General features: G+C 47.9%; 21 protein-coding genes and 3 pseudogenes. 7 read left to right on the top strand and 17 right to left on the bottom strand.

Annotated elements, in window-relative coordinates; genetic code table 11:
* Window positions 1-53 precede the first annotated feature (53 nt).
* The 3 genes and pseudogenes from ASL14_RS18535 to ASL14_RS18525 all read right to left on the bottom strand — a co-directional run bounded on the left by ASL14_RS18535 (window position 54) and on the right by ASL14_RS18525 (window position 2,562).
* A pseudogene (locus tag ASL14_RS18535) lies at window positions 54-688 on the bottom strand (NAD(P)-dependent oxidoreductase).
* Window positions 689-727: 39 nt separating this feature from the next.
* A complete protein-coding gene (locus tag ASL14_RS18530) occupies window positions 728-1,750 on the bottom strand; it encodes an MBL fold metallo-hydrolase (protein WP_134912979.1) in 1,023 nt (340 codons plus the stop codon).
* Window positions 1,751-1,773: 23 nt separating this feature from the next.
* A complete protein-coding gene (locus ASL14_RS18525) occupies window positions 1,774-2,562 on the bottom strand; it encodes a class I SAM-dependent methyltransferase (protein WP_134912978.1) in 789 nt (262 codons plus the stop codon).
* 231 nt (window positions 2,563-2,793) lie between these two features.
* On the opposite strand from ASL14_RS18525, the gene ASL14_RS18520 reads away from it, so the two are divergent.
* Window positions 2,794-3,672, top strand: a complete 879-nt coding sequence (locus ASL14_RS18520) for a DUF72 domain-containing protein (RefSeq protein WP_134912977.1) — start codon at window positions 2,794-2,796, stop codon at window positions 3,670-3,672.
* On the opposite strand, the gene ASL14_RS18515 is transcribed toward ASL14_RS18520, so the two are convergent.
* The 5 genes from ASL14_RS18515 to ASL14_RS18495 are packed head-to-tail and all read right to left on the bottom strand — an operon-like array spanning window position 3,664 to window position 8,700.
* Window positions 3,664-4,776 carry a glycosyltransferase gene (locus ASL14_RS18515; RefSeq protein ID WP_134912976.1) on the bottom strand — a complete coding sequence of 371 codons (1,113 nt, stop codon included), beginning with the start codon at window positions 4,774-4,776 and terminating at the stop codon, window positions 3,664-3,666. The genes ASL14_RS18520 and ASL14_RS18515 overlap by 9 nt on opposite strands.
* Window positions 4,777-4,817: 41 nt before the next feature.
* Window positions 4,818-5,648, bottom strand: a complete 831-nt coding sequence (locus ASL14_RS18510) for a class I SAM-dependent methyltransferase (protein ID WP_134912975.1) — start codon at window positions 5,646-5,648, stop codon at window positions 4,818-4,820.
* Window positions 5,641-6,990 carry a nucleotide sugar dehydrogenase gene (locus ASL14_RS18505; RefSeq protein ID WP_134912974.1) on the bottom strand — a complete coding sequence of 450 codons (1,350 nt, stop codon included), beginning with the start codon at window positions 6,988-6,990 and terminating at the stop codon, window positions 5,641-5,643. The genes ASL14_RS18510 and ASL14_RS18505 overlap by 8 nt, the downstream gene beginning before the upstream one ends.
* Window positions 6,991-6,992: 2 nt before the next feature.
* Entirely contained in the window at window positions 6,993-7,973 is a 981-nt protein-coding gene (locus tag ASL14_RS18500; protein WP_134912973.1) for a polysaccharide biosynthesis protein, read from the bottom strand.
* 19 nt (window positions 7,974-7,992) lie between these two features.
* Window positions 7,993-8,700 (bottom strand): glycosyltransferase family A protein, encoded by a 708-nt coding sequence (locus tag ASL14_RS18495; protein WP_134912972.1) that lies wholly within the window; start codon window positions 8,698-8,700, stop codon window positions 7,993-7,995.
* Between the two features lie 216 nt (window positions 8,701-8,916).
* Here ASL14_RS18495 and ASL14_RS18490 point away from each other — a divergent pair, with 216 nt between their 5' ends.
* The gene (locus tag ASL14_RS18490; RefSeq protein WP_134912971.1) at window positions 8,917-9,630 is read left to right on the top strand and encodes a GT-D fold domain-containing glycosyltransferase; all 714 of its coding nucleotides are present in this window, start codon (window positions 8,917-8,919) and stop codon (window positions 9,628-9,630) included.
* Between the two features lie 225 nt (window positions 9,631-9,855).
* Window positions 9,856-10,983: an SGNH/GDSL hydrolase family protein gene (locus ASL14_RS18485; protein WP_134912970.1), complete on the top strand. Its 1,128-nt coding sequence runs from the start codon at window positions 9,856-9,858 to the stop codon at window positions 10,981-10,983.
* Window positions 10,984-11,140: 157 nt separating this feature from the next.
* Here ASL14_RS18485 and ASL14_RS18480 read toward each other — a convergent pair whose 3' ends face one another.
* A complete protein-coding gene (locus tag ASL14_RS18480; RefSeq protein ID WP_134912969.1) occupies window positions 11,141-11,557 on the bottom strand; it encodes a hypothetical protein in 417 nt (138 codons plus the stop codon).
* Window positions 11,558-11,721: 164 nt separating this feature from the next.
* On the opposite strand from ASL14_RS18480, the gene ASL14_RS18475 reads away from it, so the two are divergent.
* The 3 genes from ASL14_RS18475 (at window position 11,722) to ASL14_RS18465 (ending at window position 15,474) form a co-directional block, all read left to right on the top strand.
* Window positions 11,722-13,716 (top strand): methyl-accepting chemotaxis protein, encoded by a 1,995-nt coding sequence (locus ASL14_RS18475; RefSeq protein WP_134912968.1) that lies wholly within the window; start codon window positions 11,722-11,724, stop codon window positions 13,714-13,716.
* Window positions 13,717-13,753: 37 nt separating this feature from the next.
* Entirely contained in the window at window positions 13,754-13,930 is a 177-nt protein-coding gene (locus ASL14_RS18470; RefSeq protein ID WP_082067275.1) for a YjfB family protein, read from the top strand.
* A 188-nt stretch (window positions 13,931-14,118) separates the two neighbouring features.
* Entirely contained in the window at window positions 14,119-15,474 is a 1,356-nt protein-coding gene (locus tag ASL14_RS18465) for a dipeptidase (RefSeq protein WP_134912967.1), read from the top strand.
* A 76-nt stretch (window positions 15,475-15,550) separates the two neighbouring features.
* Here ASL14_RS18465 and ASL14_RS18460 read toward each other — a convergent pair whose 3' ends face one another.
* From ASL14_RS18460 to ASL14_RS18425, 8 genes and pseudogenes are all read right to left on the bottom strand, one after another.
* Window positions 15,551-15,928: a hypothetical protein gene (locus tag ASL14_RS18460; protein ID WP_187644878.1), complete on the bottom strand. Its 378-nt coding sequence runs from the start codon at window positions 15,926-15,928 to the stop codon at window positions 15,551-15,553.
* Window positions 15,929-15,991: 63 nt separating this feature from the next.
* The gene (locus tag ASL14_RS18455; protein WP_134912966.1) at window positions 15,992-16,261 is read right to left on the bottom strand and encodes a hypothetical protein; all 270 of its coding nucleotides are present in this window, start codon (window positions 16,259-16,261) and stop codon (window positions 15,992-15,994) included.
* Window positions 16,262-16,342: 81 nt separating this feature from the next.
* On the bottom strand, window positions 16,343-16,834 hold the full coding sequence (locus ASL14_RS18450) for a hypothetical protein (RefSeq protein WP_025686288.1): 492 nt from the start codon (window positions 16,832-16,834) through the stop codon (window positions 16,343-16,345).
* Between the two features lie 136 nt (window positions 16,835-16,970).
* A complete protein-coding gene (locus tag ASL14_RS18445) occupies window positions 16,971-17,453 on the bottom strand; it encodes a hypothetical protein (protein ID WP_134912965.1) in 483 nt (160 codons plus the stop codon).
* A gap of 298 nt (window positions 17,454-17,751) precedes the next feature.
* The gene (locus ASL14_RS18440; protein ID WP_134912964.1) at window positions 17,752-18,135 is read right to left on the bottom strand and encodes a DUF5071 domain-containing protein; all 384 of its coding nucleotides are present in this window, start codon (window positions 18,133-18,135) and stop codon (window positions 17,752-17,754) included.
* A gap of 997 nt (window positions 18,136-19,132) precedes the next feature.
* Window positions 19,133-19,231, bottom strand: a pseudogene (locus tag ASL14_RS28210) (helix-turn-helix domain-containing protein); the annotation flags it as partial.
* 31 nt (window positions 19,232-19,262) lie between these two features.
* Window positions 19,263-20,174 (bottom strand): annotated as a pseudogene (locus ASL14_RS18430) (virulence RhuM family protein).
* Between the two features lie 831 nt (window positions 20,175-21,005).
* The gene (locus ASL14_RS18425; protein WP_134912963.1) at window positions 21,006-21,233 is read right to left on the bottom strand and encodes a helix-turn-helix domain-containing protein; all 228 of its coding nucleotides are present in this window, start codon (window positions 21,231-21,233) and stop codon (window positions 21,006-21,008) included.
* 304 nt (window positions 21,234-21,537) lie between these two features.
* Between ASL14_RS18425 and efeO the strand changes: the two genes are divergently transcribed.
* Window positions 21,538-22,416, top strand: a complete 879-nt coding sequence (gene efeO, locus ASL14_RS18420) for an iron uptake system protein EfeO (protein ID WP_134912962.1) — start codon at window positions 21,538-21,540, stop codon at window positions 22,414-22,416.
* Window positions 22,417-22,418: the final 2 nt, after the last annotated feature.

The raw sequence follows: 22,418 nt of genomic DNA, 5'->3' as shown, positions 1-22,418 counted from the left end.
GAATCATAGTATTCTAATTCTGAATTTTTGTCAAATATTAAACTCGTACAGCATCAATAGGCAATGCCTACCCGTGTGTGTAGAAAATCGCTACTACTCAACTGACGATAGGTAAAATCGGCCGTGTCAGCGGTCGTAATTTGTGTGCCACCCTCGGCAGCAGATCCTTTTCCACGCGATATATGCCCGTCCGCGCTCCGTCCGGCAGCCATGTCGGGCAGACTATCGTCCAGTCCAGCGCCGAATCGCGCAGCCGTTCGTACACCCGGCGGTGTTCCTCAGCCGCACGGGTGCTGCGCCGCCGGGGCTCGGAGGATTCATACCGAAACAAACCCGGCTCCGTCCGGCTCTGTAAAATCCCTGCCGTCCCCACTGTAATGAGCCGGGGAACGGACTGCTCCTGCATAAGCCGGATCAGCAAACGGATATTCACGGATAAGGTCGTGGTTCCATCCGTATTCAGCGCGCTGATGACAGCCGTCGTCCCACCCTCCAGCGCTTGCGCTATATCCTCAGCGTTGGTGGCATCTCCTTGTACGATCTGGAGCAGCGTCCCATATCTTAATATGTAATCCTCCAGCTTGTCCGGTGAACGAACAAGAGCTGTAACAGCATGACCGTCCGCTAACGCATATTCCAGGATAAAACGTCCCACACGTCCGGTAGCCCCCAGCAGCAGCAAATTCATAAAAGCCTCTTTCCCGGCATGGATGCCGTTGTCCTTCTATTACTTTCCGCGAAGCGGGTAGAAGCGTGCGATAGGGTTCGTCTCGCTTATAGAGGCCCGACCGCGTCGCTCCAGTTCCACCAGATGGGCAAGTGTCTCGGACATGGCAAACCGTAGCTGATGAATCCCCAGTTTGTCACTAAATACAGCGATACACAGCTCATAGGCTGTACTGCCCTCTGGCTGGATCAACTCATGGAACTTGTCCAACCGTTCTTCATGGTGCTCCAGCAGCGCCTGCGTCCGTTCACGAAAATAACCAAACGGATTACGGTGCCCCGGATATGCCCACGCTACCTCTAGCTCGCCAAGCCGCTGCAAACCATTCAAAAAAGACTGCAAGGGCTGGGGGTCACTTCCCGGCAGCAGACTGATATTAGGCGAAATCCTTGGCAAAACCGCATCACCGCACAGAATAACGCCGCTATTCGGCTCATACAAAGAGACATGTCCGGGCGCATGCCCCCCTGTCTCAATGGGCAACCAGCCACGCCCACCCCATTCCAGACAGGCATCCTCCCCGACAGGAATAACGGTGATATCAGGCTGTGGATTCACTTGCAGATGAGCCTGCTGAATGTGCAGTTCCAAGGCCGATACCTGCTCCACAGGAAAGCCGTGACGGACAAAAAAGCTTGGCAGCCTCTGCTCCATCGGCATAGAGATATCCGCTTGTGAATCTGGCTGGCCCCACATCATCATCGCTTCCTTATGGCTTCGCGCTGACATATGTACACGAGCCTGACTTTGCTGCTGCATCCAGCCCGCCAAACCGTAATGATCCGGGTGATGATGAGTCACGACAATGTCCGAGATATCACCAAAGGACATCCCCAGCTCCTGGAAGACATGCGCCCATTCTTCCTCCGTATCCGTACTGCGCGGGCCGGGGTCTACGATTGTAAATCCGTCTTGCCCCTTCAGCACATAGCTGTTCACCCAGCGCAGCGGAAAGGACATGGATATTTTGACCTGAAAGCCTCCGTCGATCCGTTCACACGGGGTCAGCTCCGGCATCTTCATGGCTTCCCAACCGCCTTTCCGTATCAAGCACGCACACCGACAAAAATCATTCGGGGCGATACATTTTCCATATATTTATCTTCATTATAGCTTCCATGTACCTGCTCTACAGACAGTCCCGCTTCCTCCAGCAAAGCACGGAATTTTTCATATGGGTACAGCTTGACGCGTTCATGATACACACGTACAGGCTCTTCACCCGCTACAGTTGTATCCTGACCAGCAGCACCGCCATCAGAAGCCGAAACAGAAGCGATGGAACGAATGGCAATCTGTTTTTTCACAAATCCGTCCTCGATAACCCGATGCTCCTCAATCTGATTTCCTTCATCCTCCCGTGACGAATGCGGCACCAGATGAGCAGCTACGTACGCAGGATTCAAATAATCTATAATAAAACGTCCGCCCGGCTTCAACAGCCGATAAATTTCTTTTAATACTTTAAGCTGCTCCGCATCCTCCTCAAAGTAACCAAAGGAAGTAAACAAATTCACCACCGCATCAAAACTCTCCTCAAGAGGCACCTCTCTCATATCGCCCTGATGCCAGCTAACCCGTCCTTCGGGATCGGCAGCATGTGCCTCACGCAGCAGCACACCGGACAAATCCACACCCGTTACCTTATAGCCCGCATCCGCGAGCGCAAGAGAATGGCGTCCCATACCACAGCACAAGTCCAATACGCTAGAGCCCTGCGGCAATTTGAGCCAAGAGATCATTTTCTGTACTTCATGATAGGCTCCCTGAAAGTCGCGATGCTTGTATACTAATAAGTAATCTTCCCCAAAGCTCTGCTCATACCATTCTGCCATATTGTTTCTCCTCCATGAACTCATTTCGCTCTATTACATACTATATTAGCTTTTTCAAACTGGAAACTCAAAAACATTACGATTAAGCAACATGTTACAATAACCATATTTATGCTTAAATATTCATAGGAACTTCATACCAGCTTCATGCGATTCACCCCATTTTATCATTAAAATGAATCATGGGAACGCCTTTTGACGGTATTTATGAAGGAAAGGAGCGGAAACGTTATGATTCAAATCGGACTGACGGGTTGGGGCGATCACGATGATCTGTATCCGGTCGGCACCAAAGCCAATCAAAAACTAAGCGTCTATGGAAGCCATTTTTCGGTGGTGGAGATGGATAGTTCTTTTTATGCCGTGCAGCCCACGGATCGTATGGCACGCTGGGCGACCGAAACCCCTGACTCATTTTCATTTCTCGTCAAAGCCTATCAGGGCATGACCGGGCATACGCGCGGCAAACAGCCTTATTTCAAAACAACTGATGCCATGTACGAAGCATTGCATACATCCATACAGCCTCTCCGCGAAGCAGGCAAGCTCAAGGCTGTGCTGTTCCAGTACCCACCCTGGTTCGACTGTACACGTGAGAACGTCGCCGTGCTGCGCGACACGAAAAAAAGGATGGGAGATGTCCCATCTGTACTTGAATTCAGAAATCAAAGCTGGTTCACACCCGAATTTCGAAAGCAAACACTGGCATTTATGCGTGAGGAAGACTGGATACACAGCGTATGCGACGAGCCGCAGGCGGGATTGGGGTCCGTGCCGATTGTACCGCAGGCTACAGACAGCAACCTGACGGTGGTACGTCTCCACGGACGAAATGTATCCGGCTGGAATCAAAGCTCCGCGCCCAACTGGCGAGAGGTTCGTTATCTGTATCGGTATAATGAAAGTGAACTGGCCGAATGGAAGGACCGTTTGCTGGAGCTGGAGCAACAAAGCCGCGAGGTGTGCGTTATTTTCAACAACAACTCAGGTGGAGATGCCGCCGCCAACGCCAAGCAGCTCATGAACATGCTCGGCATGGAGCCTAAGCCTTTTCCACCCCGCAAGCCACCGGAAGAGGACAATGGACCGGAACAGCTTGAACTATTTTGAAGGACGGGCTGAGGATGAAAGGTTTTGAATAGCACTCCTGAGCTTGCGTTCGTTATCCAGCAAATGCGGGTCCTCAGGCAAGTATTGCAAAGCTTTTTGGTTATGCTCATATGAAGCGTCCAGCTTGCCCAGATTGGCACAGCAATGGCTAAGTCGTACATGCGGCAGCCAGGAGTAGCAGGGCACCGGAACAGCTCTCAAACCAGATACGCCCTGCTGCTCCAGTGCTTTTTCGTACCAGTAGGTGGCTGTGCTCCACTCTTTTCGTGTGAAAAACCAGTCACCGATCATGCAGCACAGGTCCGCTTGCGGCACATCATATCGGAAGGAGCGCAGCAGACTATCCAGCTGTTGCTCCGGCTCCCCGAGATGAAGATAGCATTCCGCCAACCTTACGCAAGCGGTAATGCGGTCCTCCCGGTAGCCGCTCGGCTCCCCCAGCAGGCGATTGAACGCCTCTGCCGCCTCGGCATATTCCTTACGATCAAAGCACTCGTTCGCGTGAAAATACAGTAGACGCCCCTCCACCTTGCCGCTTTCTCTGATCCAGCGGGCAAGAATATGTTGATTGCGGAGCGTGTGATCTTCCATGCGGCGGTGTGTTACAGCCACATCGGAATGAACGATTCGCCCTTCTGGTATCACCAGATCCTCATGCAGACGCCCTTCCCAGCGGTATAGCCGCTCCCGCTTCACGAGACGGATACGGCACGAGGTAAACAACGGCTCACCCTGCTCACCTTCCGCCAGATGGAGTGGCATCACCACCGCGTCGATGTCCGCAGACAAACGCCGCTTCAAGGAACGCATACGCTCCCGATCCGGCTCCAGCAGTACATCGTCCGCATCCAGCCACAAGATATAGGAACAGGTCGCCTTGTCGAACGATTCGTTGCGGGCGGAGGCAAAATCGTCGTTCCAATCGAATGTATACAGCCGATCCGTATAACGGGCTGCAATCGTCTTCGTCTGATCCGTGGAACCTGTGTCCACGATGATGATTTCATCCATCAGATCCGCCACTGAATCAAGACAGCGGGCAAGCGTTTGCTCCTCGTTTTTCACAATCATACACAAGCTGATGGTCGTCGGATGTTCAGTCATGACTTCACGCCATCCCCTTTACCTTTGGCTGTATTCCCGGTTTATTTCCCGGTAGACCCGCCATCAGTATATGCACCTTTCCCTTCATCCTGCGCCTTGCCTGCCTGTTCAGGACGTGCAGTCCTCTCCGCTGGCAAAGCCCGTCCCTCCATATGTCGGATTCGCTGTACCGCCTTGTCGAGTGCTGCCTTGCGCTGATTCATTTTGCGAACATGTTGCTGCTCCACCAGCCGGAATTGTTCCTCGTCTAGCGCCATCCAGCGGGCCAAATGCTCTGCCCCCGGATTGACTTCGCGCATATCTTTCGATTTTTTGCGGCCTGCGAAGCACAAATATTTGTGATGCACCTCCAGCGCTTGTTCATCAACATAAGGAAACAGCACACGGGACAGGCTCCCGGCATAGTAGGTCCGCTTGTGATCGTGAAACGGATGGTATCCGTAGGGTACAGAAAGGACGAGCGTCCCTTTTTTATGAAGCAAACGGTAGACTTGTGCAAGCAATGTATGAGGGTGTGCGTAATGCTCCAAAATCTCGCCTAAAATAATCGTATCAAATCCGCCGGGTGGACGTTCGAATTGAGAAATATCTTTTAACTGAAAATGAACTCTTTCACGAACAGGTGCAGATTCCTGACGAAGTTCTTTTTTTGCATATGAAATGCTGCCCTCTTCCAAATCAATGGCCGTTACCTCAAAACCTTCCCGCCCGAGCAAAATGGACGTGATCCCCTGACTACATCCAGCATCCAGCACGGTATGACCCTGCACATGACGGCAAATCCAGTGGATTCTGTTACGGGTAGCCTCATGAGATTCCTCCGAGTTAATCTGCCCGTAATAGCGCTCATTTACCTGATCACGGTTAGCCACCAGCGGTGCCCCCTCCAGTACCGGGATTCCCCAGTATCACGACATGACCGCCTGTGCAATGCACCGTCGCGTTGCGTGTATCGAACACCAGCGGGGCATGGTCCACCAACTGCTGGTAGTCCAGCACCGAATGATCCGTCGTGATCACGACGATATCTGCACTTTCCCACAGATGGGTATCCGCTAAACGAGATGGAATGACCTCGCCATTTAGCTTAAAGCTCTTTACATACGGGTCGGTGAAGCTCACCGAAGCACCCATTTCCTTTAAGCGCTCAAACAGAACAAGGGCAGGCGATTCCCGGACATCATCAATGTCTTTTTTGTAGGCTACGCCCGCCAGAACGATCTCGGACTGGTTCACGGCTTTACCTTCCTGGGCAAGCAGGGATTCAATGCGCTCTGCAATATACAGCGGCATACGCCGATTCATACGGTCTGCCAAGTCCACAAATTCCAGCGGAAACCCATGCTGCTCGGATTTCCATGACAAATACAGCGGATCGACTGGAATACAGTGACCCCCGATGCCAGGCCCCGGATAGAACGGCATATAGCCGAAGGGCTTCGTCGCTGCCGCATCCAGCACCTCCCATATATTGATGCCGATTTTCTCACAGGCCGCTGTGAGCTCATTGACCATCCCGATGTTGACACTGCGAAACGTATTCTCGAACAGCTTCGCAGCTTCCGCGACTGTTGTCGAGCTGACCGGAACCATTTGCTCCAGAAAGGAGCCGTAAAAGGCTACTCCTGCTGTCAGGCAATCCGGCGTACAGCCGCCAATCACCTTGGGCGTGTTCCGAATGTTAAAATAAACACTACCCGGATCGACGCGCTCCGGTGAAAAACACACGTAAAAATCCTGACCTACCGTCCAGCCCCTGCGCTGTTCAATCACCGGGCGGATCAGTTCCTCCGTTGTTCCCGGATACGTGGTACTTTCCAAAATCAGCAGCGTTTGTTTACGCAAATGGGGGATAGCCTGGTCGATAACCGTTTCAATATAGGACGTATCCGGCTGATGCTCATCCGTCAGTGGCGTAGGCACGCAGATGACGACGATATCCGAATGCTCCAGCACTTTGATATCCGTAACCGGATGCAGCCTCTGCCCGATCAGACCCTCCAACGCATCATCGCCAATATCTATGATGTACGATTGTCCTTGAAGCAGCTTGGCTACTTTGACCGGATCAGAATCCACACCGTACACGTCGTAACCGGCTCGTGCCATTTCCACAGCCATCGGCAGTCCCACGTAACCGAGGCCGATCACCGCAACCTTTACCGTGCCTTTACTTATTTTTTCTATAAGTTGCAAAATACCCACCTCTTTCATCGTTACTCCATGCCTCGCAATAGCTTAGCAATGACTGCGCGGTCCATTAGCTCATCGTCCGAGCGGTATTGATCAAAGCTCACCCGCTCCAGCCCGCCATACTGGCTCAGTAATCGCTTGTTTGCCTGCTGTGGGAGGATGACAAAATAACGATCATCATAGCGGTACGTGTGCGGCACCTCATAAGGAGAAATCAGCACCTCATGCAGCTTTTCCCCACCGCGTATGCCGATTTCTTTTACTTTCAAGGCTGGCTGGCCCGCCTGCTCCTTCATCACTTCCGCCAGATCGGCAATGTTGCAGCCCTTCATTTTCATAACCAGCGTCTCTCCACCAATCGCTGTCACAGAAGCCTTCAACAGCAAGCCAATAGCATCACCAAGCGTGAGGAAAAAACGGGTCATATCAGGACTGGTCAGCGTCAAATCCTGCCCTTCCGCGATCTGGCGCTTGAACAGCGGCACAACACTTCCGCTTGTACCCAGCACATTGCCGCCGCGAATACACACAAAACGGGTGCGCTCGCTCAGATCGTTGGCACGAATCATCAGTCTTTCGCCAATCGCCTTCGTCATGCCATATACATTCACCGGGTCTACTGCCTTGTCGGTAGAGACGTCAATAACCTTGGTGACTCCCTGCTCAATACTGGCCCGGATTACATTTTGCGTACCGTGTACATTCGTCTTGAAAGCCTCCTCCGGCTGTCTCTCGCATACAGGTACATGCTTCAACGCCGCCAGATGGAACACATAGTCCACCCCGCGACATGCCTCTTGCAATGCTTGTAGATCCCGAATATCACCAATAATGAAATTCAACCGGGGATCAGACTGGAATTGACGCTGCATTGCAATCTGTGCAAATTCACCACGTGAAAAAACACGAATTTCCGCTGGCCCTTCCTTGAGCAATTCCTCCGTCAGACGTTGCCCCCAAGATCCCGTCCCTCCGGTCACCAGCAGTTTTTTTCCTTTGAACAATATAATCTCCTCCTGACCGTTACAAATTGGCAGTACCCGTTCCCAGAAATTCAGCCAGCACAGCCTTCATGTCATCCTCTGTCAGCCGATCCTTCACTGGCACTTTTTTTACCGAGGTATTAACGGCGTGTATGACATTCACGTAGTTGCGATGCGGAATCACCTCATGCGGCAGCTCCGTTACATATCCATGGGTGCCCTTGCCGGGAATGACAATACGATAATCATCCAGAAAATCATTTGCTTGATAGCGGAACACATAAAAGGAGGGCGAACGGTGAAATACCGGTGCCATCTGACCTTCTACGGCATCCCACAGGTAACCCATCTGGTTCACCAACGCGACCGTATCCGGCTGAAATTCGTAATCATGCAACTGTTGTACAAACGATTGATGATACAAATCGTCGGAATCAATTCGCGCAATAAGCAGTTCGTCCGCAGCTTCGATATACGCATTAATGCGGCGCTTGCTTTCGATGCTCGTGCCAAAGCGGATATGGTCGGGAAGCGGCTCACGCTTGGCTAATTCATCCTCCACGATGTCACTGCATCCGCCCGCCAGCTTGACGACAGACAAGAAATCCGCATTCGTCTGACTGAGCAAGCTGCGCAACGTAAAGGTTCTGAATACATCCAGCCGCTCGCTGATCCACTCACGTGTCAGCCGATTGGGATTCATCCCGTAGTTATTAAAATTAATTTCAATCACAATCTTGCGATTCATTTATCTTCCTCCCTTTCAACCTTCTCCTCACAAGTTATGAAACCGCCGGGGAAACGGCATGTACAAATGCATCAACTCTTTCAATAAATAGGTAGAATCCAAAAAGAATAGCCGATCATACAAAAACCTTGCCGCTTTCGACATATGATAGAATACAGAGTTTTTTTCGCCATTCTAAAAGCTGAAGAAGAAGGATAGACAGGGAGGAAGCATGATATGACTAAGTCAAAGTATCTGGAAATTGACGAGGTACTGAATCATTTGAAGTTGGCACTGGATCAACAGCAGCCCTTCTCGCTCATTCGGATTGGGGATGGTGAAAATTTGATTTTGTCTCAGGATACCGTCTGGCCGATGGAAAAGGTGTTGCAGGAACGTTGGGCAGTCAAAGCCAATCTCGGGCAAAAAGGATTGTTTCTACCGAATACGGAATTGCGAGATGCGGTGGCCGAGGCGGTACGCAAAGCCGACATTGCTGGTATCCTGCCTTATGATGACGAATCTATCAAAGCACCTTCCTATATGAAGCGGGAGCTGACCGACCAGGTTTTTAACCATTACGGCCTCTCTCCTGCGCTGACCTGCCATGCCTGCCTGAACCGGTATTTGGCTGAGACACCCGCTTTCTGGGACATGCTTAAAAATCGGCGCATCCTGCTCGTCACCCGTACAGCCGCCGAAGTGAAGCCCGTCCTTGAAGCCGAGCCGTATCAGCTGCATATCCCGCACACGCTTGCATTTCATCAATATGAACAAATGGATAAAACGCTCCAGTGGATCGCAGCGCATAAAGATGACTTTGATATTGCGCTATTCTCCTGCGGGGTCAATGCGGTCGTACTGGCGCAAAAAACGGCAGAACTAACTGGCAAAGTAGGTATAGACTTCGGCAAGGCAATTAATATCGTAATGTTCGGCAAAGCGAATTAATGGATAGCCTCTGCTTCTCATATCAAAAAAGCACCAGCAAATTCAAGATTTTGCTGGTGCTTTTGGCTATCACAAACCGTCCTAAAGTCCGTGGTCGCATGGAATATCCATATAAAGCCTTGAAATCTTATTTGCTTAAAAATAGACTTTGAGATTTCCCGTCACTTATTTTACAATATTATAGAAACTAGCATTAAATTGGAGATCATGAGGAGGATATTGGAAATGACACCTAACAAGAAATTGAAGACATATCCACTTACAAAAGCTAAGCATGTAAAGATTCATGGTCGAACTACGCAAACACTTGCACCACTAACTCTGTTTTGGACAGGCAGCGGCATTGAATTAAATATCAAAGGCTCGGAGCTGTGGATTGAAATAGAGGCCGATTATCAGATGTACGAGCAATGGATCAGTATTGTCATCAATGGTGCCCCGATGAGCCGTCTGATGGTGACCGCAGGACGGCATTGGATTTGTCTTTTGAGAGGAATGAATCCTAACATGGTTAAAAATGTTCGTGTGGTCAAGGATGTCCAACCTATGAGTTCGGACTCGCGCTGCTTGTTGCAAATTCATGCCCTGAGGGTTGACGGAGAATTGCTGCCGGTCACCGATAAGCCCCACAAGGTGGAATTTATAGGTGACAGCATTACCTCAGGAGAAGGAACGATTGGAGCGAAGGAGGAGACAGACTGGGTCCCCATGCTGTTCACGGCACTACGCAATTATACAGCCATAACAGCCGAAGCACTGAATGCGGACTACCGAGTGTTATCACAAAGCGGATGGGGTGTCCTAACAAGCTGGGATAATAATCCGCATGCGAACATTCCGGCATATTATGAGCAGGTATGTGGTGTGCTCACCGGAGAGAAAAATGAAGCATTAGGGGCATTTTCCGATCATGATTTTACCTCATGGCAGCCGGACGTGGTCGTGGTGAATTTGGGGACTAATGACGGGGGAGCCTTTTATTCTCCTGCATGGACGGACCCCGTAAATGGGAAAGTGTACAAGCAACGCTTGAACGAGGACGGTTCATTCAATGAAGAAGATTTACAAGCTTTTGAAAACGCTATCACAAATTTTCTTGCCAAGCTTCGGACCTGTAATCCTGCTGCCCATATTGTGTGGGCTTATGGGATGCTTGGCACTCCGATGATGCCAGCGATCTACCGGGCGGTAGACGCGTACAAGAAAAGAACGAGGGATCGGAATGTGTCCGTGTTCCAACTGCCGAACACGACGGAAGAAACGTTAGGATCTCGCAGCCATCCCGGGCTCCCCTCCCATACCAAAGCAGCAGATGAGTTGACAGGGTATTTGCGAGAGATTTTAAAGAATTAGAATCCGGGAAGCAGAATATGGAGAATCGGTCACATGGGACGAGACGCTCCGATTCTAGGAGCCTGAACTGATGAGCTTACAGCAAACAACACCCAGGATATTTGTATTCTGGGTGTTGCAGCGAGCTCTTAATTAAGTAAATACTCGTCTGATATATTTAGAAAAAAGGAGTCGAGGCGATGCCAGTAAATACCTCCGGACCGTTACGTACGGTCGTCGATACCCCGGAAATATAAGAGGAATACATCGTTTGTATCGCCCATGGCGCGGAAAGATCCTGTGCATTAAAAGCTTGCGTTTCAGTGGCTCCTGTGACGCCAAGTACACCCTCTGCCCGGTAAATAACATCGTTCGGATCGTACTCGGCACCACGCACGATTTCAATCGCATACGTATCACCAAGCTCACCGATCAGACCGATGGAACCGCTAAAGGTCACTACCGGACCCGGTACGAGATAGGTTCGCAGCCCAATCAGGCCGAACCGCTCCGGTTCAGGACCCAGTTGGATATCGGGACCCTCACCTGTTTTTGATGAATTTGTTGAACTTCTCATATCCAGAAAAAAACCCATTGCTTATCCCTCCAAATTGCAAGATACTCCATGTTATGCGAGAAATTCTTAAGCGTATTGGACAAATTAGCAATAAATCTATCAATTCCGCTTAAAATAGCCGATAGTAAATACATACTATATAAATTTTGGAATTGAAATGTACATAGAAAGCAGGGGGTTTGATGAAACAACTGAAACGACTGAAAACTTTAACGCTTCGCAAAAAATTGACAGCAGCATTCCTGCTGGTCATGCTTGTTCCTAGCATTATTGTCAGCTCTTTTTCTTATCAGGCAGCGTATAACCAGACAGACCAGCAATTAGTGGACAGTGCGACGACTAGCGTTACCGCTGCCGACCGCGCAGTCACCCAGACGATTCAAGCCAAAATTGCAGATATCGAATATTACGCTACTACGATGACGGCCAGTGACAACACTCCAGAAGCAGATGCAGCACTCCTGACGGAGCTGCAAATCTATTTGAAAATGCATGCGGAAGCCCTCGATATGTTCGTAGGAACTCCCGAAGGAAAACTCATCATTGGCAAAGCCGTAGGCTCCAAAAACGATCCTCGTGAGCGTCCTTGGTACAAACAGGCCATGGAGAAACCCGGGCAAACCGTAATCAGCCCTGTCGGACTCAATACGGCTAAGGTCGCCGTTGTGTATATTTCACGTACGCTTCCTGACAATAGCGGTGTTCTCGGTCTTTCCCTGAACCTGAATAATTTAAAGGAAATTACGAATTTAAAAATCGGGCAGCATGGTTATGTCATGATATTGGATAACACTAAGCGCATCGTTACCCACCCGACAGAAGTCAGCGGAAGTACCCAATTGGGGGAAAAACTGCCGCAACTGTTTGCCTCCAAGGAAGGCAGCTTTGATTACGATCTGAATGGCGTATCTAAAAACCTGATTTTTAAAACCAATACGCTGACGGGCTGGAAAATTGCCGGAACGATGGACAAGTCGGAAACAAGTGCCTCCGCCAAGCCGATCCTCATCACGACTATCGTGGTGCTGGTCATTTCAGCTATCATTATCGGTGTGCTGGCGCTGTGGCTAATCAGCAGTATACTCAAACCGATCCAAAGATTGCGTAATTCTATGGATGCTATCAGCCAAGGCAATCTTTCCATCAATGTCGCTACGAACAGCACAGATGAAATCGGCGACTTATCGAGATATTTTCAAAAAACGGTGGATAGCCTGCGTAACATGATCAGAGAAATCCAAGCCATGACAGGCAATCTGTCGGCCTCCTCGCAAGAGCTCGCGGCAGGTGCAGAACAAACCACCCGTGCAATTGAGCATGTGACCGTAGCCATTCAGGATGTAGCCGCAGGTAGCGAAAGACAAGCCAACAGTGCCAAAGAAAATCAGGATCGTGTGTCAGGCATGTCAACAGATATCGCAGCCATGACTGAGGCTATGACTGAAATGACCACCTACTCTTCACAGGCCATTCAGGCGTCGGATGCAGGCAGTGAGCATATCGGCAATAGTGTCGTTTCCATTGATGGCATTCGTACTACAGTGGAAGAGCTGGATGCGATTATTGGCGCTTTGAGTGAACGATCCGGGCGAATCGGAACGATTGTCACGGTCATTACAGAAATCGCCAGCCAGACCAATTTGCTTGCCCTGAACGCTTCTATTGAAGCAGCACGCGCCGGAGAGCATGGTAAAGGCTTTGCAGTTGTAGCGACTGAAGTCCGCAAGCTGGCGGAAAACTCAGCTCATTCGGCACAGCAGATCCGTGAGCAAATTCAAGGGATTCAAAACGGCGTATCCGAGGCCCTGACCTCGATGGAATCTGCCAAAGAGCGCGTAAGCGAAGGCATTAATTCCGTGGATCTGTCCGGCCGCTCCTTCTCCCGTATTCGTAGAGCGATCGTTAAATCGGCGAAGCAGCTTGACAACGTCTCAGCTTCTACAGCAGGAGTAGCACAAGGAACAAGTGCAGTGGTCGGCAGTATGGAGGAAATTACACGTATTGCCGAAGAAGCCGCATCCCATACCGAGACGGTATCTGCGGCCGCAGAGGAACAGCTCGCCTCCATGGAAGAGATCGGTTCCTCTGCCGCAGATTTAACCCGTCTGGCAGAACAGCTCCAAGATTTGCTGGCACAATTCCAATTGGATGAAACAAATAACAGTTCTGACCGATAAATAGTAAGAGTCTTCACGACAAAGGAGGAATGAAAACATGGATATCGCAGCATTATCAACGGGTATGAGCCAGGCCAGCTTGGCGCAAGCCGTGAGCGTGAAAGTATTGGGCATGGCTAAGGATCAAGCTGGTGAACAGGGACAAGCATTGATCCAGATGATGGAAAAAAGCGTACAGCCTCATCTCGGAGGTCAACTAGACCTTCGAGCGTAGCTTCACCGCTATTCGACGGGCGATCTGTTCGGGTCTAAGCAGACCGGACAGGTCGCCTATTTTTTAACACATCTACCATCGCGATTTTTCGTTCAGCGCAAAACGTAGTAAACTATACATATCGTCCACGGCCTTGGTTCGGAGGATAGAGCAAAAACCGCACAATGAAAGAGGAGGATACATAAATCATGAGTTATTCCGCATATTTCGAAAAGGTTAGAGAGCAGCAGCTTGATGAGCTGAAGGAATGGTTGTCCATTCCGAGTATTTCCGCATTATCCGAGCATAAAGGAGACATTAACAAAGCAGCCGATTGGCTTGCCGCCAAACTGACGTCTGCCGGATTGGAAAACGTTGAAATTATTCCGACTAAAGGCCATCCGCTGGTGTACGCGGATTATCTGCATGCACCCGGCAAACCGACGATCCTCGTGTACGGTCACTATGATGTACAGCCGGTCGACCCGCTTCATCTGTGGGAAACTCCACCGTTCGAGCCGTCGTTCCGCGACGGAAAGCTGTATGCGCGCGGAGCTACAGACGATAAGGGTCAGGTATTCTTGCACATTAAGGCGGTCGAAGCCATTTTGAAGCAGGAAGGCAAGCTGCCGCTGAATATCAAATTTTGCATCGAAGGCGAGGAAGAAGTGTCCAGCCCGAGCCTGCTTGAGTTTTTGCAGACAGGTGCAGACCGTCTGGCTGCCGACGCTGTACTGGTATCCGACACCTCCCTGATCGAAAAAGGCAAGCCTGCCATTTGCACAGGTCTGCGCGGATTGTGCTCACTGGAAGTTGCGATCCGCACAGCCAATACGGATCTGCATTCCGGCTCCTTTGGCGGCGGTGTGCCGAACGCGTTGCATGCCCTAGTGTCCTTGCTGGCAACGCTGCATGACGACAAGGGACGCGTCAGCATCGACGGCTTCTACGACGATGTCGCGCCACTATCGGCTGAGATGAGAGCAGAGTTCGTGAAGCAAGATTTCAATGAGAGCAAGCTGCAAAAGGATCTTGCGCTTGATTCCCTCTACGGCGAAGAAGGATTCAGCTTCGTCGAGCGTGTCGGGGCACGTCCGACGCTGGAGCTGAACGGCGTGTATGGCGGCTTCCAGGGCGAAGGCACGAAGACGGTCATTCCGAAGGAAGCTCATGCGAAAATTACGTGCCGCCTGGTTGCCAACCAGAATCCACAGGACATTCTCGACAAAATCGAGCGCCATCTGCGCGCCCATGTTCCGACAGGTGCCACGCTGGACATCCAGCAGGGTGAAAAAGCGAACGCCTTTAACATCGACCCGTCACACGCATTTCTGCAAGCAGCGGCGGATGCTTTTGAGAAGGTATACGGTGTACGCGCCCTGTTTACCAAGGACGGCGGCTCCATCCCAATTGTGGAAACCTTCTCCCGTGTGCTAACCGCTCCAGTCGTACTGATGGGCTTCGGCTTGCCGGATGAAAACTTGCATGCGCCGAACGAGCATTTTAATTTGGAAAATTTCGATAAGGGTCTGCTGACCATTGTGGAGTTTTTGAAATCTGTGTAAGCTGATACCAAAAAAAGCATTCACGGCATGTGATCAACCATGCTTCGTGAATGCTTTTTTACATGGCTGCCGTCGCTTAAGAAAAACGGGTGTAGCGCAACAGGTGAACCAGCCGATTCAACCGCTCTATTTCCCGATCCAACTCGTGAAGCGGTTGCCCGGCCAAAGCAGCGTTCGCTCTCAGATCACGCAGCGGGTTCATTTTCCGACCCATAAGTTTTAGCACCGTGGCCTTCCCCATGTTGTTCACCACCGCATACTGCGTTAGCGGGTCAAGCTCAATCCACAATACATGATGCTGCTGAAAAAACGACAATAGTTGCTTTTTCAGCTCTTCAAGCTCACCTGTAATTTGCGGATGATGATGAAAGGCCACATAGCCCATCACCCGCAAGTCACTTATAATTTGTTCCAGATGAAGTGTTTCGTTTATGTACACACTGTTCGTGCTCATGCGATTCCTTGCGCCGTTCGTATGATTTTCCCGAATGACGTTCACCACCTGACTATCGTTATATCAAGATTTCTCTTTCCCCTCTTCAAATAGCTGCACAAGCCAGAAGCCTCCAAACAACAATGCTCCTACTGCGAAAATAACAGTATACACCGTGTACAACGTTGTCAGTTCAAACAAGCTATTGTACCGATTAAGCAAGATACCCCACAAGCATAGCAGAAAACTGCTACCATTTTGCTGATGAAAGCGATGCTTGTAGATCCGTTGAATCAAAACAGCCAGAAATCCTATTAACAAAACGTGATTCAGCAAAATACTCCACATTTCCATAAGCCCCCCTTTTCACTATAACGCACTCGGCTTTGAAAAATCAGGATATATACAAACCTTACGTACAAAAAAACAACCGGCTTATACGCCAGTTGTTTCCCGTTCCACAAAATACTTATTGGTCATAAAATGAGCCTTGCCTCTGGAAGTGTCGACCATTCCCTTTTTGTTGTCGAGAAAAACAATTTCCCGGCATTTAGTGCAGTACCACTTGGTTCGCTTAAAGGGAGATTCCGTTACATAGGAGGTGCCGCATTTGCAATCTACTTTGATCAAGGTTTCTGTTGATTTGTAAGCTTGGGACAGCTCTTTCAAGCCAGTATCCGGCTGTTGAACCGGGATAATGACTTCCTGATAGCTTGAATATTGATTATGAACTTTAAAATCAGCGACCAGTTCCGCATGCAGCCCAAAGTACTCTTTGCCAATCTCGGTTACAAATTTCTTGCCGATTCTGTAACACTCAAGCCATTCCTGTATCTGTTGATTAGACAAAGGCACTGTGCCCTTGATACCGCTATTTAATGTGTAAGTCATGATGTATAAAGTATCATCTTGTCTATGTCCGTACATGAGAAGCCTCCTTATAATACACTTGATAATGTACTACAAAGCGCAAAAAACATCAATTTTATTATTTGGCAAAAGGTTATAGCTGATTTATAAAGTTCAGGGAATGGACATATAGAATAAAAGCAACTGACCTAGGTCAATTGCTTTGTCTTTCCACATAGTATTTGTTGGTCATGTACCAGGCCTTGCCTTTTTCCGTATCCACCATGCCCTTTTTACGATCCAGGAACACAATGTTATTGCATTCCTTGCATGACCACTTGGTTCTTTTGTGCGGCGACTCTTCTATATAGGAAGCTCCGCATTTGCACTCTACCTGAATCAACGTTTTATACTGACTGTACGCCTCTACCAACGGGTCTACGTCTACAGCTTTACTTACCATTGCAGGCTGTATCATGGATATATGATCCCGCTGCTCCGAGTATTCATTATGTACCTTAAAATCTGCTACCAATTCAGGATTCAAACCAAAATACTGTTTACCGACTACCGTTACAAACTTGCTGCCAATTCGATATGCTTTTATCCATTCCTGAACCTGCTTACTGGATAGGTCGACTGTTCCCTTTATGCCGCTGTTCAGCGTATACGTCATCAAATGTTCGTTTTGTGTCATATGTCTCCCCGTTCACCTCCGATCAAGAATATACCACAGGTAGACCTAAGCAAAAGCTACTTACTCCTACCTGAAGCAACGAGCTTTTCTGCCTTGTGATCCTTTTTCAACATTTTTTTGCAGAGATCTTTACTCGCCTCCTCAGAATACCACAAGATGCATTTTTATCTCTTTATAACTTTGTGGTACAGCCTTCTACATTAATCATTCATATGAGTTGGTGGATGATCTAATGGTAGTTTCTTCCTTCCCTATATAGTACAACACTTATGCACAAATTCCTACATTTTTCAGCGGTTTAATCGTTTAAAATCTCCTTCGCAATCTGATCGATCTCTTCTAATTTATCGTTTTCACTCGGATTGGTGCTGAGTCTGTTTAGTTCGTATGTTAACTTTTCAAGTAAAGCATTGGGAAGCTGCTTACAAAAATGTATAAGCACGAAATACTTCCATGAACTATCGTTTGAATTTAATATTTGCCGGATGACTGGAATTAGCTCCATATCGAACTGGAACAAAATATTTCTTACTTCCGCTGAAATGGGCCAATTACTGTCTTGTAACCAGGTAAAAAGCTCAGGAATGATGGGCCGAATTTCTTCCTTACTGCACAATTTCAATTGATTAATGCTATCAAAATCCGACTTATGTTTAGGGATAAGATCGTGAGGATTCGCCATGTGGCCTCCTTTACTGATTTAGTATTTTACAGGTACTAGCGACAAAAATAAAAGGCACTACTCTCTTTCATCCTGTTCACTATTTGAATTTTAAAAATAATAAACTACAAAGAATGATCAAGAAGAAAAATAACATCCCTTGAGCCTGGTTAATTCCCCAAACATCTATGATTAATCTTTTTGGTTCAGTTTCTGCATTACATTGGAAATACATTTTGAAGCACGCACTCAGTAATTAAAAAAACAGATCATAGCTTTTTACTAAATTATTAAAACGAATAGCCGTGAACGGTTTTCACTGAATCCTCATTGCAGCTATCACTGTGATATAATGGACTAAGAGTATAAAAAGCTGTACCCTACACGTGAGTTGTATGTCTTTCATACCAGTCGAACCGATGTGCAAGTCGTTGAAGAATTTTTTTCTGGGATCCACTTCCCACTTTCACCTTTAAAATAACTCCAAGCAGGTGACTCATGCCTAATCATATAAATCAGATTACCATCACGCTCTGCCCGTAGAGTATTGATTATACCCTTGGTTTCTCCTGCGGGCTGAGCCTTTGCCCAAGGGAGCGTGATGGTAATGAAGCCTAACCGAAAAAAACGTAATCAAGCCTATTTTAGACACCACAGAAAGCGAGTTATTCAGCGTAAGAAGCGACTTTCAGCACACCGGGGATGGGTCGCCAAATTCGACGGTGCATTCTCCAAAGGGAAAATTCATTGTTCCTGCTGGATGTGCAGTGAAAAAACAAACCGACTTGGGCATCCCAAATCGGAGTTATCAAGAATAGCTAACTGTCAGGAACAGCTTCTGGATTATGATTTTTAAACTACAAATGATTAAAACAAGCGATTGTCTCTTTCTGCGACAATCGCTTGTTTTTACGTGGCTCACTTGGTTGAGTCATCCTACAAAACAAAAGCCTTCCCGACCAGCCTTCACTTTTGAAGGATCATCGAGAAGACTTTGCACCCCGCAAGGAACAAGAGGTCAGATTTTTATTTCGCCAAGCCTGATTAATTCCACGATCGCCTGTGAACGACCTTTTATGTTCAGTTTCTGGATTACATTCGCGATGGGGTTTGAAACACACCAAGCTTGTTGTTAAGGTAAAAGGGCACTACTTTTTATCCAATTGATTTTGTTTGATAAATTCATCAAAATCATCACTTGTGTCCATAACCAATCTTTGTCGATTGTATTTGTCGTACTCTGCTGTCGCCAACTTCTCTGCAATCTCTTGCGAAATACTTCCTGCATTTATCAGAATATCTCGCTCATTGAATTTCAGGAATGAGTCCAGCTTCTGGGTCCAGTCCTTCATATACATCGGGGATTGACGTTCCGCCTGATCTTCCGCATAGTCCAGATACATCGTTACGATGCGATTCAACGCCTGTATTTCTTTATCGGTCAAATAGTTCTTGGCTACGGTTATATCGCTCTTCCTTACTTTGTCGCCTTTCCAGCTTGTTAATCCCATATTGCCTTTATCAGCGCTTGCTCGCTCGGCAATCAGCTCTGCCGCGGTATGACCATGGACGGCAAAATGAAGTTTGTTTTGTACAGTAGCGAAAAACTCTTTGGACACACTGGAATGGGGGTCTTAATCAACCGATAAGGCGTAGATATCCGTAATCTTGCGATAGAACCTTTTCTCCGATGCACGGATGTCGCGAATACGCTGGAGCAATTCATCGAAGTAGTCTTGTCCAAAGTGACGCATATCTTTCAAACGCTCATCGTCCATTGTAAAGCCTTTGACAAGGTACTCATTAAGCCGCTCGGTTGCCCACCGTCTGAACTGCGTGCCTCTGTGCGAGCGGACACGATACCCGACAGCAATAATTATTTCAAGATTGTAATGCTTGACCTTGCGTTTTATTTCTCTTGAACCTTCAATTTGAACTTGTAAGTATTCCTTACAAGTTGCATCAAAAGCTAGTTCATTTTCTCCATAGATGTGTTTAATGTGAAGCGTAATGTTTTGAGACGTAGTCTGATATAACTCTGCAATTGCCTTCTGAGTCATCCAAACGTTGCCGTTCTCCAGTTTCACGTCTATTTTGGTATTCCCATCTTCTGTCTGGTATATTAAGATATCTGTACGATTGTCCAATTTCTCAACTCCCACTCCTCCCCAACTAACGCTTACGGAATCATACGTTCTTATTTTATCATATTCGAAGTAAACACATTGACAATAAAGTCTCCTATTTTACAATCCTCGCCCTTTTTTTATCTATATTTAACATATGTCATAGCCATTTAAAGCTTTTTCACTCCAATTTACTTAACGAAGTTTCCAATCTCAGCACTAAGAATCGGTAGTTCAAACGGTTCAAACCGCTTAATGAAACCATTTGATCCAGTAGACCATTTTTGTAATGCGTATATTTGGCATCTGGAGATGAAGATCTGTTCCCGCTGACGTTAATCGATTAAGGTCATCAAAGGTATAAGAGATTTCGCTGCCAAATGGCTCCCTAAGCTTAGTTCGATTTCCAATTAGTCATAATACTTGTTTACTTACCTGATTTTTCTCATCAGTTATTTTAATAACCTGTCCCAGTTCGTTAAATTCTCTTCACTTTTGGTTATATTTCGCAACCTCACCTTTGGCATTAGCAACGGAAGCACGACGATCCATCACATCATAATTGTAGGAAGTGCTATTGTTATTGCCATCCTATGCTGTTACGTTATTGCCGCTAATCTTGTCGCAGCTATGTTTGCCCAAGAGTTGTATTTTTTAGAAATAAAATATATTTTATGCATTTTAAAAAAAACAAAAGCCTTCCCGACCAGCCTTCACTTTTGAAGGATCATCGAGAAGACTTTGCACCCCGCAAGGAACAAGAGGTCAGATTTTTATTTCGCCAAGCCTGATTAATTCCACGACCGCCTGTGAACGACCTTTTACGTTCAGTTTCTGCATTACGTTGGAAATATGGTTACGCACCGTCTTCTCACTAATAAATAGTTGTCCGGCGATGTCACGTGTTGTTTTGTCCTGCACAAGCAGTTCAAATACTTCACGTTCACGGTGAGTTAACAAAAACTTGTTTTTGTGGTCGTTACCCTTCGTCAATTTCACCCCTCCTTGCTCGGGTTTTGTGTGGTGTAACAAGGTTAAGGGATACAGTCAACACATTTTATGTCACGTGCTTAGGTATGGTTCAATATGCGGATAAAAATGGGCCTAGGCACTTATTTTCAGCCTTTGCTGAATCGTTAGACTCTGCGTCTAATTTTATGTATTGACAGGCATATGGGGCAGCCTTATGATAAGAAAAACCGCGACTGATAATCATTATCAAAATAGTGATACATATAGATATCGCGCAACAGACTATTGTTCATGGCCGCTTGGCCAGAAAGGGTGTTCATTAATTATGAAATTACGTTACGCTGTACCGGCCGGAGTGCTGGTTTCTTCTATTCTGTTCGCTGGTTGCGGACAAACCGGAACTGCTACTCAGCAGCCCGCTGCAACGACCAAAGATGCAGGAGCAACAACACAGACAACGACTCCTGCGGCCTCTGCCCCCAATTTTGATCAAGCGGTGGCCGCTTACCGTGCCTATGCCATAGAGCAATGCGATACGTTTGTGAAAAAGACTGAAGAATTCACGAACGCGGTCAAAGCTGGCGAGCTGGACAAAGCCAAGGCGCTGTATGCTCCTGCACGTATGTACTATGAACGGATTGAACCGATTGCGGAAGCGCTGGGCGATCTTGACCCGAATATTGATGCGCGTGACGGTGATGTGGATGCAGCGGATTGGCGCGGGTTTCACCGGATTGAAAAGACATTATGGGAAGAAAACACCACCAAAGGATTGGACGAGTTTTCCGACCGCCTGTTGAGTGATGCAAAGCTGTTGCGTGCCAAGGTGGAGACGGTCAACATTGACGCCAGCCTGATGGTAACAGGCGCAGTCGAGCTGCTGAACGAAGTGTCCACCTCCAAGGTGACGGGTGAAGAAGAACGTTATTCCCACACGGATTTGTACGACTTTGCAGCTAATGTAGAGGGTGCACAAAAAATATATGAGATTTTGAAAACAGACCTGAACCAAAAAGATGCAGCGTTGGAAACGCAAATTGGCGAGCGCTTTGAGGCATTGCAGAAAGAATTGGCTCCTTTCAAGAAAGGCGAAGGCTATGTATCTTATACGAAGCTTAAACCAGAAGAAATTAAAAAGCTGAGCCAAAACCTTGATGCTCTGGCAGAGCCGTTGTCCCAAATGGGAAAATTGTTAGGAGTGTAACG

Origin of the sequence: Paenibacillus sp. IHB B 3084, assembly GCF_001447315.1 — a bacterium.
In the GTDB taxonomy this organism is placed as follows: Bacteria; Bacillota; Bacilli; order Paenibacillales; family Paenibacillaceae; genus Paenibacillus.
The sequence above is the reverse complement of the archived record's forward strand: the minus strand, read 5'-3'. Positions and strand labels throughout refer to the sequence as shown.